The sequence below is a fragment of the Micromonospora saelicesensis genome (assembly GCF_900091575.1).
In the GTDB taxonomy this organism is placed as follows: Bacteria; Actinomycetota; Actinomycetes; order Mycobacteriales; family Micromonosporaceae; genus Micromonospora; species Micromonospora saelicesensis.
The window spans coordinates 842,258-855,627 of the sequence record NZ_FMCR01000001.1 but is presented as its reverse complement, the minus strand read 5'-3'; the positions used below and the strand labels follow the sequence as shown (position 1 = coordinate 855,627).

Genomic DNA, 13,370 nt, shown 5'->3' with positions numbered 1-13,370 from the left:
GCGACCGGAAGGCGGTCGCGACGAACCTTTCCGGTAAGAGGAGTCAGCGTGTCTGACGTGGTGTTCGTGGTCCTGACGGTGGTGCTGTTCGCAGTGCTCGCCCTGGTGGTCCGGGCGGTGGAGAAGCTGTGAACGCGGTCAACGCCGTCGGTCTGGTGCTCGCGGTCGTCCTGGGCGCGTTCCTGGTGTTCGCCCTGCTGTTCCCGGAGCGCTTCTGATGACCATGACAACAGCGGGCGTCATCTTCGTGTTGACGCTGGTGGCGGCCCTGGTCGCCGTCTACAAGCCGTTCGGCGACTACATGTTCCGGGCGGTCTCCGGCACGAAGCAGTCGCGGGTCGAGCGGGGCATCTTCCGACTGGTCGGGGTCAACCCGGCCGCCGAGCAGACCTGGGGCGTGTACGCCCGCAGCGTGCTGGCGTTCTCCGCGGTCTCGATCCTCTTCCTGTACCTGTTCCAGCGGGTGCAGAACCACCTGTGGCTGTCGCTGGGGTTCGACCCGGTGGTGCCGCACGGCGCGTGGAACACGGCCGTGTCGTTCGTGACCAACACGAACTGGCAGTCGTACTCGGGTGAGTCGACGATGGGCCACCTGGTGCAGATGGCCGGCCTGGCCGTGCAGAACTTCGTCTCGGCGGCGGTCGGCATCGCGGTGGCTGTCGCGTTGGTACGCGGCTTCGCCCGCAGCCGCACCGGGCAGCTCGGCAACTTCTGGGTCGACCTGACCCGGATCACGCTGCGGATTCTGCTGCCGATCGCGGTGCTCGGCGCGATCGCGTTGATGATCGGTGGGGCGGTGCAGAACCTGTCCGCCGGCACCGACGTGAGCACGCTGACCGGCGGCACCCAGACCATCACCGGTGGTCCGGTCGCCAGCCAGGAAGTGATCAAGGAGCTGGGCACCAACGGTGGCGGCTTCTACAACGTCAACAGCGCACACCCGTTCGAGAACCCCACCACCTGGACGAACTGGCTGGAGATCTTCCTGATCTTCCTGATCCCGTTCAGTCTGCCCCGGGTCTTCGGTCGGATGGTCGGGCAGAACCGGCAGGGCTACGCGATCGCCGCGGTGATGGGCATCCTCGCGTTCCTCAGCGTCGCCATCACCAACATCTTCGAGCTGGCCGGCCACGGCACGGTGCCGCAGGCGGTCGGCGCGGCGATGGAGGGCAAGGAGGTGCGGTTCGACGTGTCGAACTCGGCCACCTTCGCCGCCGCCACCACGCTCACCTCGACCGGTGCGGTGAACTCGTTCCACGACTCGTTCACCTCGCTCGGCGGCATGATGACGATGGTCAACATGATGCTCGGCGAGGTCGCGCCGGGCGGCACCGGTTCGGGGCTGTACGGCCTGCTCATCCTCGCGGTGATCACGGTCTTCGTGGCCGGGCTGATGGTGGGCCGCACTCCCGAGTACCTGGGCAAGAAGATCGGGTCACGCGAGATCAAGTTCGCCTCGCTCTACTTCCTGATCACGCCGATCCTGGTGCTCGTCGGCACGGCGACGGCGTTCGCCACCGGCAACAACTCCACGGCGCTCAACGTCGGCCCGCACGGCCTCTCCGAGGTGCTGTACGCGTTCACCTCGGCCAGCAACAACAACGGCTCGGCCTTCGGCGGCATCACCGTCAACACCACCTGGTGGGACACCGCGCTGGGGTTGTGCATGCTGCTGGGCCGGTTCCTGCCGCTGATCTTCGTGCTCGCGTTGGCCGGCTCGCTGGCCCGCCAGGCACCAACCCCCGCGTCCGAGGGCACCCTGCCGACCCACCGACCGCTGTTCATCGGCATGGTCGTCGGCGTCACTGTGGTCCTCGTCGCGCTGACCTTCCTGCCCGCGCTCGCGCTCGGTCCGCTGGCAGAGGGGCTCTGACCATCATGAGGAACGAGGACATGTCCGTCACGTCCGCCCCAACAGAGCAACTCCCCGGCACGCCCGCCACCCAGGGCAACCGGATCGGCGGGGGCCTGCTCGACCCCAAGCAGTTGATCCGGTCCCTGCCGGACGCGGTACGCAAGCTCAACCCCAGCACGCTGTGGCGCAACCCGGTGATGCTGATCGTGGAGGTCGGTGCGGCCTTCACCACCGTCCTGGCGGTGATCGACCCGTCGGTGTTCGCCTGGGCGATCACCGTCTGGCTCTGGCTGACAGTGGTCTTCGCCAACCTGGCCGAAGCGGTCGCCGAGGGTCGGGGCAAGGCCCAGGCCGCGACCCTGCGGCAGGCGAAGAAGGACACCATCGCCACCCGGCTGATCGACTGGAAGCCGGGCGCGCGGGCCAACACCTACCGCGATGAGGCGGTGCCGGCGCCGGACCTGCGTCAGGGCGACGTCGTACTCGTCGAGGCGGGCGGCATCATCCCCGGCGACGGCGACATCGTCGAGGGCATCGCCAGCGTCGACGAGTCGGCCATCACCGGCGAGTCGGCCCCGGTGATCCGGGAGTCCGGCGGCGACCGCAGCGCGGTCACCGGCGGCACCAAGGTGCTCTCCGACCAGATCATCGTGAAGATCACCCAGAAGCCGGGGGAGAGCTTCATCGACCGGATGATCGCTCTGGTCGAGGGGGCCAACCGGCAGAAGACGCCGAACGAGATCGCGCTGAACATCCTGCTCGCCGCGCTCACTGTCATCTTCCTGCTGGCCGTGGTCACCCTCCAGCCGCTGGCCATCTTCTCCAAGGCGTACCAGGCGGCCGCACCGAACAGCGGGGCGATCACCGACTCCGGTGTCACCGGCGTGGTGCTGATCTCGCTGCTGGTCTGCCTGATCCCCACCACCATCGGCGCGCTGCTCTCCGCCATCGGCATCGCCGGCATGGACCGGCTGGTGCAGCGCAACGTCCTGGCCATGAGCGGCCGGGCCGTCGAGGCGGCCGGCGACGTCAACACCCTGCTGCTGGACAAGACCGGCACCATCACGCTGGGCAACCGGCAGGCCGCCGAGTTCGTACCGGTCGAGGGGGTCGACCCCGCGGCGCTGGCCGACGCCGCGCAGCTGTCCAGCCTGGCCGACGAGACCCCGGAGGGGCGCTCGGTGGTCGTCCTGGCCAAGAACGAGTTCGGGCTGCGCGAGCGCCAGCCCGGCGTGATGCCGCACGCCACCTTCGTACCGTTCACCGCGCAGACCCGGATGAGCGGCGTCGACCTCACCCCGGACGCCAGCGTGGACGCCGGCGCGGTGGGCACGGCCCGCCGGGTCCGCAAGGGCGCCGCCGCCGCGGTGATGAAGTGGGTACGGGAGAACGGCGGCCACCCGACCGAGCAGGTCGGCGAGATCGTGGACGCGATCAGCGGCACCGGCGGCACCCCGCTGGTCGTCGCCGAGCACGTCGACGGTGCGCCCGCCCGCGCCTTGGGCGTCATCCACCTCAAGGACGTGGTCAAGTCCGGCATGCGGGAGCGGTTCGACGAGATGCGCCGGATGGGCATCCGAACCGTGATGATCACCGGCGACAACCCGCGTACCGCGAAGGCGATCGCCGACGAGGCCGGGGTGGACGACTTCCTGGCCGAGGCGACGCCGGAGGACAAGCTCGCGCTGATCAAGCGGGAGCAGGAGGGTGGCCGGCTGGTCGCGATGACCGGTGACGGTACCAACGACGCGCCGGCGCTCGCGCAGGCCGACGTCGGGGTGGCGATGAACACCGGTACGTCGGCCGCCAAGGAGGCCGGCAACATGGTCGACCTCGACTCCGACCCGACCAAGCTGATCGAGATCGTGGAGATCGGCAAGCAGTTGCTGATCACCCGTGGCGCGCTGACCACCTTCAGCATCGCCAACGACATCGCGAAGTACTTCGCGATCATCCCGGCCATGTTCGCCGGCCTCTACCCGAGCCTGGACGCGTTGAACGTCATGCGGCTGTCCAGCCCGGAGTCGGCGATCCTGTCCGCTGTCATCTTCAACGCCCTGGTGATCATCGCGCTGATCCCGCTCGCCCTGCGGGGCGTGCGGTACCGGCCGGCCGCCGCGTCGAAGCTGCTCAGCCGCAACCTGCTGGTCTACGGGCTGGGCGGCATCATCGTGCCGTTCATCGGGATCAAGCTCATCGACCTGCTCATCCAGTTCATCCCGGGGATTTCGTGATGCGCCTACCCACCTGGATCGCCCAACACCTCGCCGCGCTGCGCGCCGTACTCGTCTTCACTGTGCTGCTCGGCCTGGTCTACCCGCTGGCCCTGGTAGCGGTTGGTCAGCTACCCGGCCTCAACCACAAGACCGACGGCTCGCTGATCTCGTCGGGCGGGACGACCGTCGGCAGCGCGCTGATCGGTCAGTCCTTCACCGACGCGGACGGCAACCCCGTCGCCCGGTACTTCCAGTCCCGCCCCTCCGCCGCCGGCGACGGCTACGACCCGACGGCCACCTCGGCCAGCAACCTGGGCCCGGAGAGCGTGGTCGACACCATCGCCACCGACCCGGAGGAATCCAGCGAGAGCCTGCTCACCCAGGTGTGCGGGCGCAGCAAGTCGGTCGGTGAGCTCAACGGCGTCGACGGCCGGCGTCCGTACTGCACCGACGACGGGGTGGGTGCCGTGCTCGCGGTCTTCCGCGCCGACGGTCTGACCGGCCCGGTCACCCGGGTGGTCAGCGTCAACCAGGCCGCCCCGGCGACGCCGTTCGTCACCGAGTACCAGGGGGTGGCGGTGGAGCCGGCCCAGCCCGGCGAGGACTACGTGGCCGCCGGCGGGGTGGTCACCCCGGTCCGGGGCGACGCGCCCGCCGACCCGGCGGTGCCCGCCGACGCGGTCACCGCCAGCGCCAGCGGTCTCGACCCGCAGATCAGCCCGGCGTACGCCGAACTGCAGGTGAACCGGGTCGCGCGGGAGCGCGGCGCGGACCCGGCGGCGGTCCGCAAGCTGGTCACGGAGCACACCAGCGGGCGTGCTCTGGGCTTCCTGGGTGCGCCGGGCGTCAACGTGCTGAAACTCAACCTCGCGCTCGACAAGCAGTTCGCCGCACGCTGAGCACCCTCGCGGGCGGGGTCGTGCCGACCGGCACGGCCCCGCCCGCCGATCTGACCAGGGAGGATGGTCCCCGTGCCACGCGGAGAACTGCGCATCTATCTGGGGGCCGCCCCCGGCGTCGGCAAGACGTACGCCATGTTGGAGGAGGCCCAGCGGCGGGCCGCGCGCGGCACCGACGTGGTGATCGGTTTCGTGGAGACCCACGGCCGTCAACACACCGCCGCGATGCTCGGCGACCTGGAACAGGTGCCCCGCCGGACGATGGACTACCGGGGCGCGACGTTCACCGAGATGGACCTGGACGCGGTGCTGGCCCGCCGGCCACAGATCGCTGTGGTCGACGAGTTGGCGCACAGCAACGTGCCCGGTTCCCGGCACGACAAGCGCTGGCAGGACGTCCAGGAGTTGCTCGACGCGGGGATCGACGTGCTGTCCACTGTCAACGTGCAGCACCTGGAGTCGGTGAACGACGTCGTCGCGCAGATCACCGGCACCACCCAGCGGGAGACCGTGCCGGACGAGATCGTCCGGGCCGCCGAGCAGGTCGAGCTGGTCGACATGACCCCGGAGGCGCTGCGTCGACGGATGGCGCACGGCAACATCTACCGGCCCGACAAGATCGACGCCGCGTTGGGCAACTACTTCCGGGTCGGCAACCTCACCGCGCTGCGCGAGCTGGCGCTGCTCTGGCTGGCCGACAAGGTCGACGAGCAGCTCGACCGCTACCGCAGCCAGCAGGGGATCGCGGCCACCTGGGAGGCCCGGGAACGGGTAGTGGTCGCGCTGACCGGTGGCCCGGAGGGTGAGACGCTGATCCGTCGGGCGGCCCGGGTCGCGGCGCGCAGCAAGGGCGCCGACCTGCTCGCCGTGCACGTGGCCCGCAGCGACGGCCTGGCCGGCGCCGACCCGGCCCAGCTGGCCCGGCAACGCGTGCTGGTGGAGAGCCTCGGTGGCACGTACCACCAGGTGCTCGGCACCGACGTGCCGGCCGCGCTGCTGGACTTCGCCCAGGGCGTGAACGCCACCCAACTGGTGCTCGGGGCCAGCCGGCGTGGTCGCCTCGCGCAGATCTTCGCCAGGGGTGTCGGGGTGACCACCACCGCGCTGTCCGGCTCGATCGACGTGCACCTGGTCACCCACAAGCAGGCCGGCAAGGGCCGCCGGGCGGCGGCCGTTCCGGCGGCGCTGTCCCGACGCCGCCGGCTGCTCGGCTTCGGCCTGGCGGTGCTGGGCATGCCGCTGCTCACCCTCCTGCTCAGGACCCTGCCCGACCTGACGTTGACAAACGACATCCTGCTGTTCCTCGCCGGGGTGGTCGGGGTCGCGCTGGTCGGCGGGGTGTGGCCGGCCCTGGTGGCCGCGCTCGGCGGCTCGCTGCTGCTCAACTGGTTCTTCACGCCGCCCTTCCGCACGCTGACCATCGCCGAGGCGGACAACCTGCTCGCCCTGGCCGTCTTCGTCGGAGTGGCGTTGGCGGTGAGCTGGATCGTCGACGTGGCCGCCCGGCGTACCCGGGAGGCCGCGCGGGCCGCCGCCGACGCGCAGACCCTCGCCGCCGTCGCCGGTGGGGTGCTGCGCGGCGAACGTCCGCTGCCCGCCCTGCTGGATCAGCTCCGGGAGACCTTCGGGCTGCGCGCGGTGAGCGTGCTGGAGCTGGCCGAGGAGGCCAGCGGGCGACCGGAGCGGGCCCGCGAGGAACACGCCTGGTGCGTGGTGGCCAGCGTCGGCGAGCAGCCTGCCTGCACGCCCGAGGGCGGCGAGACGGCGGTACCGGTCGACGACCGGATCACCGTCGTGCTCAGCGGCCGGCGGTTGGAGGCCGCCGACCGGCGGATCGTCGAGGCGTTCGCCGCCCAGGCCGCCGTCGCGCTGCGCCAGGAGCGGCTCGCCGAGGAGGCCGCCACCGCCCGGCCCCTCGCCGCCGCCGACCGGATGCGCACCGCGCTGCTCGCCGCGGTCAGCCACGACCTGCGTACCCCACTGGCGTCCGCGAAGGCGGCCGTGACCAGCCTGCGCAGCCACGACATCGAGTTCGACGAGTCCGACCGCGAGGAGCTGTTGGAGACCGCCGAGGAGTCGCTGGACCGTCTCGCCCGGCTGGTCGGCAACCTGCTGGACATGAGCCGGCTCCAGGCGGGCGTGCTGGGCATCTCGGCGACCGCGATCGGCCTGGAGGACGCCGTACCCCTGGCCTTGGACGAACTGGGCCCGGCGGCCGCGACCGTCGGCACTGACATCCCGGCCGACCTGCCGGCCGCCACCGCCGACCCGGGCCTGCTGGAACGGGTGCTGGTCAACATCGTCGCCAACGCGCTGCGGTACAGCCCGCCCGATCAGCCGCCCACGATCACCGCCAGCGCCCACGCCGGCCAGGTCGAGCTGCGGGTGATCGACCGGGGGCCGGGTATCCCGGAGGACCAGTGGGAGCACGTCTTCCTGCCGTTCCAACGACTCGGTGACCGGGACAACCAGACCGGCGTCGGTCTCGGTCTTGCCCTGTCCCGGGGGTTGGCCGAGGCGATGGGTGGCAGCATCACCCCGGAGACCACTCCCGGCGGTGGGCTCACCATGGTGCTGCGGTTGCCGGCCGCGCCGACCAGCTCGGAGGGGCCGCAGGAATGACGCGCATCCTGGTCGTCGACGACGAACCGCAGATCCTGCGTGCCCTGCGGATCAACCTGCGTGCCCGCCGGTACGACGTGGACGTCGCCGGCACCGGGGCCGCCGCGTTGAAGGCCGCCGCCAGCCACCCGCCCGACCTGGTGGTGCTGGACCTCGGCCTGCCCGACATCGACGGCGTGGAGGTGATCCGGGGTCTGCGCGGGTGGACCACCGTGCCGATCATCGTGCTCTCCGGCCGGGCCGGCAGCGAGGACAAGGTCGCGGCGCTCGACGCGGGCGCGGACGACTACGTCACCAAGCCGTTCGGGGTGGAGGAGTTGCTGGCCCGCATCCGCGCGGTGACCCGCCGCCTCGGCGCGCCCAGCGACGCGGTGCCGGCCCTGCGGATCGGCCAGCACACCGTCGACCTGGCCGACCACAGCGTGTTGCGGGACGACGGCACCGAGGTCAAGCTGACCCCCACCCAGTGGAGCGTGCTGGAGAAGCTGCTGCGTCACCCCGGCAAACTGGTCAGCCAACGTCAGCTCCTCCAGGACGTGTGGGGGCCGGAATACCAGAACGAGACCAACTACCTGCGGCAGTACCTGGCCCAGCTGCGGCGCAAGCTGGAGGACGACCCGGCCCGCCCCCGCCACCTCATCACCGAGCCGGGAATGGGTTACCGCTACCGGCCGTGAACCGTTGACACCCGCCGGCAGAGATTGAAGAATCTCGTTCGCAGCGGCAGCGGCGTGCTTCTGTAACCGTCCCCTCCACCGGTTACCCCTCGGGAGCTCGCCGTGTCCGTGCCCCTACCCCTGTCCCGTCGTCGGCTGCTGGTCGCCGGCGGTGCCGGCCTCGTCCTGGCCGGTCTCACCGACCCGTTCCGGGCCGCCCCCGCCCGAGCCGCCGTCACCACCGCCGACCTGGTCGTCTACGGCGCGACCTCCGGCGGGCTGGCCGCCGCGATCACCATGCGCCGGCTCGGCCGCACCGCCGTGGTGGTGGAGCCCACCGGCCACGTCGGCGGGTTGAGCACCGCCGGGCTGGGCGCCACCGACACCGGCGTCCAGGCGTCCATCGGCGGGCTCGCCGCCGAGTTCTACCGCCGGGTGTACGTGAAGTACCACGGCGGAACCCTCACGCCGACCTCGCCGCTGCGGATGACCTTCGAACCGCGCGTCGCCACCGCCGTCTTCGCCGAGATGCTGGCCGAGGCGGGCGTGCCCGTGGTCGTCGACGCCCGGCTGGCCGGCCTGGGCCGAACCGGGAACCGGATCACCGAGCTGCGCACCGAGGACGGGTCGATCTACCGGGGCGGGGTGTTCGTCGACGCCACCTACGAGGGCGACCTGCTGGCCATGGCCGGGGTGGGGTTCACCGTCGGGCGGGAGTCCAACGACACCTACGGCGAGACGATCAACGGGGTGCAGTCGCGCAACACCCACCAGTTCGCCTACCCCGTCGACCCGTACGTGACGGCCGGCTCGCCCGCGAGCGGGCTGCTGCCGGGCATCTCCGCCACCCCGCTCGCCCCGCAGGGCAGCGGCGACGACAAGATCCAGGCGTACTGCTTCCGGATGTGCCTCACCCAGGCGGCCAACCGGATCCCGTTCGGCAAGCCGTCCGGTTACGACCCGATCCGGTACGAACTGCTGCTGCGGCACATCCAGGCCGGCTACACCGGGCCCTACTTCACCACCCACTCGGTCGGCGGCGGGAAGACCGACTCCAACAACAACGGCGCCGTGTCGACCGACAACATCGGCTTCAACTACGCGTACCCGACGGCGAGCTGGGCGACGCGGGAGAGCATCATCGCCGAGCACCGCACCTACCAGCAGGGGTTGATGTGGTTCCTGGCCAACGACCCGCGGCTGCCGGCGTCGGTCCGCGACTCGACGGCCCGGTGGGGGCTGCCGGTGGACGAGTTCACCGGCACGGGCGGCTGGCCGCCGATGCTCTACATCCGCGAGGCACGCCGGATGATCTCCGCGTACGTGATGACCGAGGCCGACTGTCGGGGTCGGGTACGCGCTACCGACTCGGTGGGCCTGGCCAGCTACACGATGGACTCGCACAACTGTCAGCGGGTGGTCGTCGACGGCAAGGTGCGCAACGAGGGGGACGTGCAGATCGGCGTGCCGGCGCCGTACCCGGTGAGCTACCGCGCGATAGTGCCGCACCAGGCGCAGTGCGCCAACCTGCTGGTGCCGGTCTGCCTCTCGTCGAGCCACATCGCGTACGGCTCGATCCGGATGGAACCCGTCTTCATGATCCTCGGGCAGGCCGCGGCCACCGCGGCGTCCCTGGCGCTCGCCGGGAACCTTGCCGTGCAGGCCGTCTCCGTGCCCGCTCTCCAGACCCGGCTGCGCCAGGACGGCGCGGTGCTGGAGTGGGGCTCCACCAGCGAGGTGATCCTGGACAACGCGTCGACCAGCGGGATCACCCGGGCCGGGACGTGGCTGCGCAGCACCAGCATTGGCGGCTACTACGGCCCGGACTACGAGCACGACGGCAACACCGCCAAGGGCGTCAACCGGCTGCGGTTCCGCCCTTCACTTCCCGCCTCCGGGTCGTGGACAGTGCAGTTGCGCTGGACCGCGGACCCGAACCGCGCGACGAACGTGCCGGTGGACATCGCGTACTCCGGGGGGTTGATCACCCGGACGGTCAACCAGCGACAGTCCGGCGGCCAGTGGGTGCCGTTGGGCACCTACCAGTTCACTGCGGGCAGCGACGGAAGCGTGCTGATCCGCACCGAGGACACCGACGGCCACGTGGTCGCGGACGCGGTGCGCTTCGTGCGTGCCTGACCGGCGTCGGATCTGGGCCCGATCGACTTCTTGACGCCGCGTTCACGCGGCTGCCCGCCGAGGGTGCCGATACGGCGAGTAACGTTCCGAACGGACCAAGATCGGCGTACGAGGAGGCACAGTGCTGACGACGACGGTGGACATCCCGACCAGTGACGGAGTGGCGGACGCGAGCCTGACCCGACCGGACGGCGAGGGCCCCTTCCCGGCGGTGCTGCTCTTCATGGACGCCTTCGGGCCGCGCCCCCGTCTGGTCGAGATGGCCGAGCGGATCGCCGAACGCGGTTACCTGGTGCTGACGCCCCACCTGTTCTACCGGGCCGGTCGGGCACCCCTGTTCGACCTGTCCCGCCTCGGCGAGGCCGACCAGCGCGCCGCCCTCTTCGAGAAGATCATGCCGCTGGTCGGCGCGTTGACTCCCGACGTGATCAACCGGGACACCGCCGCGTTCCTCGACTTCCTGGCCGCCCGCGACGACGTCCGACCGGGCCCGGTCGCCATCACCGGTTACTGCATGGGCGGCACGAACGCGCTACGGGCCATCGAGACGCACCCGGACCGCATCGCTGCGATCGCCAGCTTCCACGGCGGGCGGATCGTCACCGAGGCGCCGGACAGCCCACACCTGGGCGTCGGCTCGATCACCGGCGAGCTGTACTTCGGCCACGCCGACGCCGACCAGTCGATGACCCCCGAGCAGATCGCCACGCTGGAGAAGGCGCTCGACGCCGCCGGGGTGCGCTACCGCTCGGAGGTGTACACCGGGGCGCACCACGGCTACACCATGGCCGACACCCCGGCGTACGACGAGCAGGCCACCGAGCGTCACTGGGCCGCCCTGTTCGACCTCCTGGACCGCACCCTGCCCGTCAGCTGACGAGCGCGCCGGCCTGATCAGCGGCGCAGCAGCACCGGGCCGGCGTCGATGCGGGTGCGGAACAGTGCGTACGGCTTGCGCCGCAGGTCCTTGCCCCGCTGGTACTGCGGCTGCCGGTGCAGTTGGTTGGCGGTGACGTAGAGGTACCCGTCGGTGGCCACCGACATGGTGTCCGGCCAGAGCAGTCGCGGGTCGTGCACCAGGGTCTCGTACTCGCCGTCGGGCAGTCGACGCAGCACCGCGTTGTGCTCGTACGAGGTGAGGTAGAGCCGTCCGGCGTCGTCGCTCTCCAACCCGTCCGAGGCGGTGCCCCTGTCGCCCTCGTCGACCACGGTCGCGGCGACCGCCTCCTGGGTGACGCCCGGGTCGGCCAGCGCCTCGGTGGACACGCTGTGCAGGCGCCGGGACGCCAGCGGGCAGTAGTACAGCCGGTCGCCGTCGGCGGAGATGGCGATGCCGTCGGAGCCCATGCTCACCGGCTTCGGCGGGCCGTCGGCCGGCCGTTCGAGGAAGGGTCGGCCCTCGACCACCGGCCGGAACGACGTCAGCGGCTCCGCCTTGGTGGACGGGTGGTCGTGCAGCCGCCGCCAGGAGGCCCCGCTGGCCAGGTCCACCACGATGATCCCGTTCGGCCCGGAGTCCGCCGAGTCGGTGATGTACGCGACCCCGGCCTCGCCCCGCCGCAGGTCGAAGCGGACGTCGTTGAGGTACGTCGTCGGCAGCGCCACGTCCGCCGGGAACGTGATCACCTGGGCGACCGTGTCGGTGTCCAGGTCGATCCTGACCAGCTTGGGGCCGCCCGGCTTGGTGGGCTGGAACATCGGGCTGCCGGTGTCCAGCACCCAGAGCCGGTCGGCCGGGTCCACCACGATGCTCTGCACCGAGACGAACGCGCCCGCGTCGTCGTCGCCGGACGGGTCGTTCCAGGCCTGGTCGGGGTAGGGCATCTCCCGGCCGTCGCGCAGCTCGACGACGGTGGCCGGCACCTCGTCGCCCCACTTCGGGAAGTTGACGAAGATCCGGCCCCGGTGCGAGACGCTCACCCCGGTCGGCATCGGGCCGGTGAAGGTGTGCACCAGCTCCAGCTCGCCCATCGGCTCGTCGCCGACCGGCCCGTTCATGACGTCCGCCCCACGGTGCTCATCGGCTCGCTCCCTACCGGTCGGCTGTTACGGCGCTTCGGTGCGGTTGTTCCCGCCCTGGCGTCCGATATGCCTCCGATCAGCTCGCTGGTGCGCCGGCCCGCGCGGCGGGCAGGCCGGGCACCGGGACGTCCACCGCGAGCAGCGCGCCGTCCTGCGGGCCCGCCGAGTCCAGCCCCACCCGGGCGGTGCCGATGAAGAGTCGCCGCAGGTCGGGGCCGCCCAGACAGATGCCGGCCGGCTGCTTGGCCGGCAGCCGGATCTCCCGGTCGAGGGTGCCGTCGGGCCGGTAGCGGCGTACCGCCGAGCCGCCCCACAACGCGATCCAGAGGTGGTCGGCCGCGTCCAGCGTCATGCCGTCCGGGCCGCCGTCGGCGGGGGACAACCGCAGGAACGGCTCCCGCCCGCTCAGGTCACCGGTGGCGGGGTCGACGGTGAACCGGTCGATCTCGCCGCGCGGGGTGTCGGCCAGGTACATGGTGGTGCCGGTCGCGTCGAACGCCGGCCCGTTCGGGATGGTCAGCCCGGTCACCGCGGGGACCGGCTCAGCACCCGGGGTGAGGCGGAACAGCGTGCCCCCGCCGGGCACCATCGCGTACGTCATGCTGCCGGCCCAGAAGCGGCCGTGCGGGTCGGCGACCGCGTCGTTCATCCGGGTCGGCTCCGGCGCGTCGGCGACCAGCTCGGCGACCGGGCGGGGGTCGCCGGTGGCGGGCAGCACCGTGACGCCGGTCCCGGCGGCGGCCAGCCATTCGCCGGGTCGGTCGGCCACCGGGGCGACCGCACCGAGCGGCACGTCGAGGCGGCGTAGCTCCCGCAGCGGGGTCGGGGCGTCGCCATCGGTCTCCAACAGTCGCCCGGCCAGCAGGTCGACGAGGACCAGCCGGTCGTCGACCCAGCGCAGGCCCTCACCCAGCTCCAGCCGGTCGGTGCTCCAGACGGTCGGCTCGGTCAGCTCCATGGT

10 protein-coding genes are annotated in these 13,370 nt (G+C 71.4%); 8 read left to right on the top strand and 2 right to left on the bottom strand.

Annotation, left to right across the window (positions count from 1 at the left end; genetic code table 11):
- Nucleotides 1-128: 128 nt before the first annotated feature.
- From kdpF to GA0070561_RS04005, 8 genes are all read left to right on the top strand, one after another.
- The gene (gene kdpF, locus GA0070561_RS32920; RefSeq protein ID WP_036410889.1) at nt 129-218 is read left to right on the top strand and encodes a K(+)-transporting ATPase subunit F; all 90 of its coding nucleotides are present in this window, start codon (nt 129-131) and stop codon (nt 216-218) included.
- Entirely contained in the window at nt 218-1,873 is a 1,656-nt protein-coding gene (gene kdpA / locus GA0070561_RS04035) for a potassium-transporting ATPase subunit KdpA (protein ID WP_091395075.1), read from the top strand. The genes kdpF and kdpA overlap by 1 nt, the downstream gene beginning before the upstream one ends.
- A gap of 20 nt (nt 1,874-1,893) precedes the next feature.
- Nucleotides 1,894-4,089 (top strand): potassium-transporting ATPase subunit KdpB, encoded by a 2,196-nt coding sequence (kdpB, locus tag GA0070561_RS04030; RefSeq protein ID WP_091395072.1) that lies wholly within the window; start codon nt 1,894-1,896, stop codon nt 4,087-4,089.
- A complete protein-coding gene (locus GA0070561_RS04025) occupies nt 4,089-4,970 on the top strand; it encodes a potassium-transporting ATPase subunit C (protein ID WP_091395069.1) in 882 nt (293 codons plus the stop codon). The genes kdpB and GA0070561_RS04025 overlap by 1 nt, the downstream gene beginning before the upstream one ends.
- Nucleotides 4,971-5,042: 72 nt before the next feature.
- On the top strand, nt 5,043-7,592 hold the full coding sequence (locus GA0070561_RS04020; RefSeq protein ID WP_091397338.1) for a sensor histidine kinase: 2,550 nt from the start codon (nt 5,043-5,045) through the stop codon (nt 7,590-7,592).
- The gene (locus GA0070561_RS04015; protein WP_091395066.1) at nt 7,589-8,269 is read left to right on the top strand and encodes a response regulator; all 681 of its coding nucleotides are present in this window, start codon (nt 7,589-7,591) and stop codon (nt 8,267-8,269) included. Before GA0070561_RS04020 ends, GA0070561_RS04015 begins: the two co-directional genes overlap by 4 nt.
- A 102-nt stretch (nt 8,270-8,371) precedes the next feature.
- The gene (locus GA0070561_RS04010) at nt 8,372-10,387 is read left to right on the top strand and encodes an FAD-dependent oxidoreductase (RefSeq protein WP_244166053.1); all 2,016 of its coding nucleotides are present in this window, start codon (nt 8,372-8,374) and stop codon (nt 10,385-10,387) included.
- Between the two features lie 121 nt (nt 10,388-10,508).
- Nucleotides 10,509-11,264, top strand: a complete 756-nt coding sequence (locus GA0070561_RS04005; RefSeq protein ID WP_091395063.1) for a dienelactone hydrolase family protein — start codon at nt 10,509-10,511, stop codon at nt 11,262-11,264.
- Between the two features lie 17 nt (nt 11,265-11,281).
- Here GA0070561_RS04005 and GA0070561_RS04000 read toward each other — a convergent pair whose 3' ends face one another.
- Nucleotides 11,282-12,385, bottom strand: a complete 1,104-nt coding sequence (locus GA0070561_RS04000) for an L-dopachrome tautomerase-related protein (protein ID WP_091395060.1) — start codon at nt 12,383-12,385, stop codon at nt 11,282-11,284.
- Nucleotides 12,386-12,485: 100 nt separating this feature from the next.
- The gene (locus GA0070561_RS03995) at nt 12,486-13,367 is read right to left on the bottom strand and encodes an SMP-30/gluconolactonase/LRE family protein (protein ID WP_091395057.1); all 882 of its coding nucleotides are present in this window, start codon (nt 13,365-13,367) and stop codon (nt 12,486-12,488) included.
- Between the last annotated feature and the right edge of the window lie 3 nt (nt 13,368-13,370).

Excerpts from the sequence above, each read along its gene's own strand:
- GA0070561_RS04015 (WP_091395066.1), top strand. The coding sequence starts at position 7,589 with ATGACGCGCATCCTGGTCGTCGACGACGAACCGCAGATCCTGCGTGCC.
- GA0070561_RS03995 (WP_091395057.1), bottom strand. The coding sequence starts at position 13,367 with ATGGAGCTGACCGAGCCGACCGTCTGGAGCACCGACCGGCTGGAGCTG.
- GA0070561_RS04000 (WP_091395060.1), bottom strand. The coding sequence starts at position 12,385 with ATGAACGGGCCGGTCGGCGACGAGCCGATGGGCGAGCTGGAGCTGGTG.
- kdpA (WP_091395075.1), top strand. The coding sequence starts at position 218 with ATGACCATGACAACAGCGGGCGTCATCTTCGTGTTGACGCTGGTGGCG.
- GA0070561_RS04025 (WP_091395069.1), top strand. The coding sequence starts at position 4,089 with ATGCGCCTACCCACCTGGATCGCCCAACACCTCGCCGCGCTGCGCGCC.
- kdpB (WP_091395072.1), top strand. The coding sequence starts at position 1,894 with ATGTCCGTCACGTCCGCCCCAACAGAGCAACTCCCCGGCACGCCCGCC.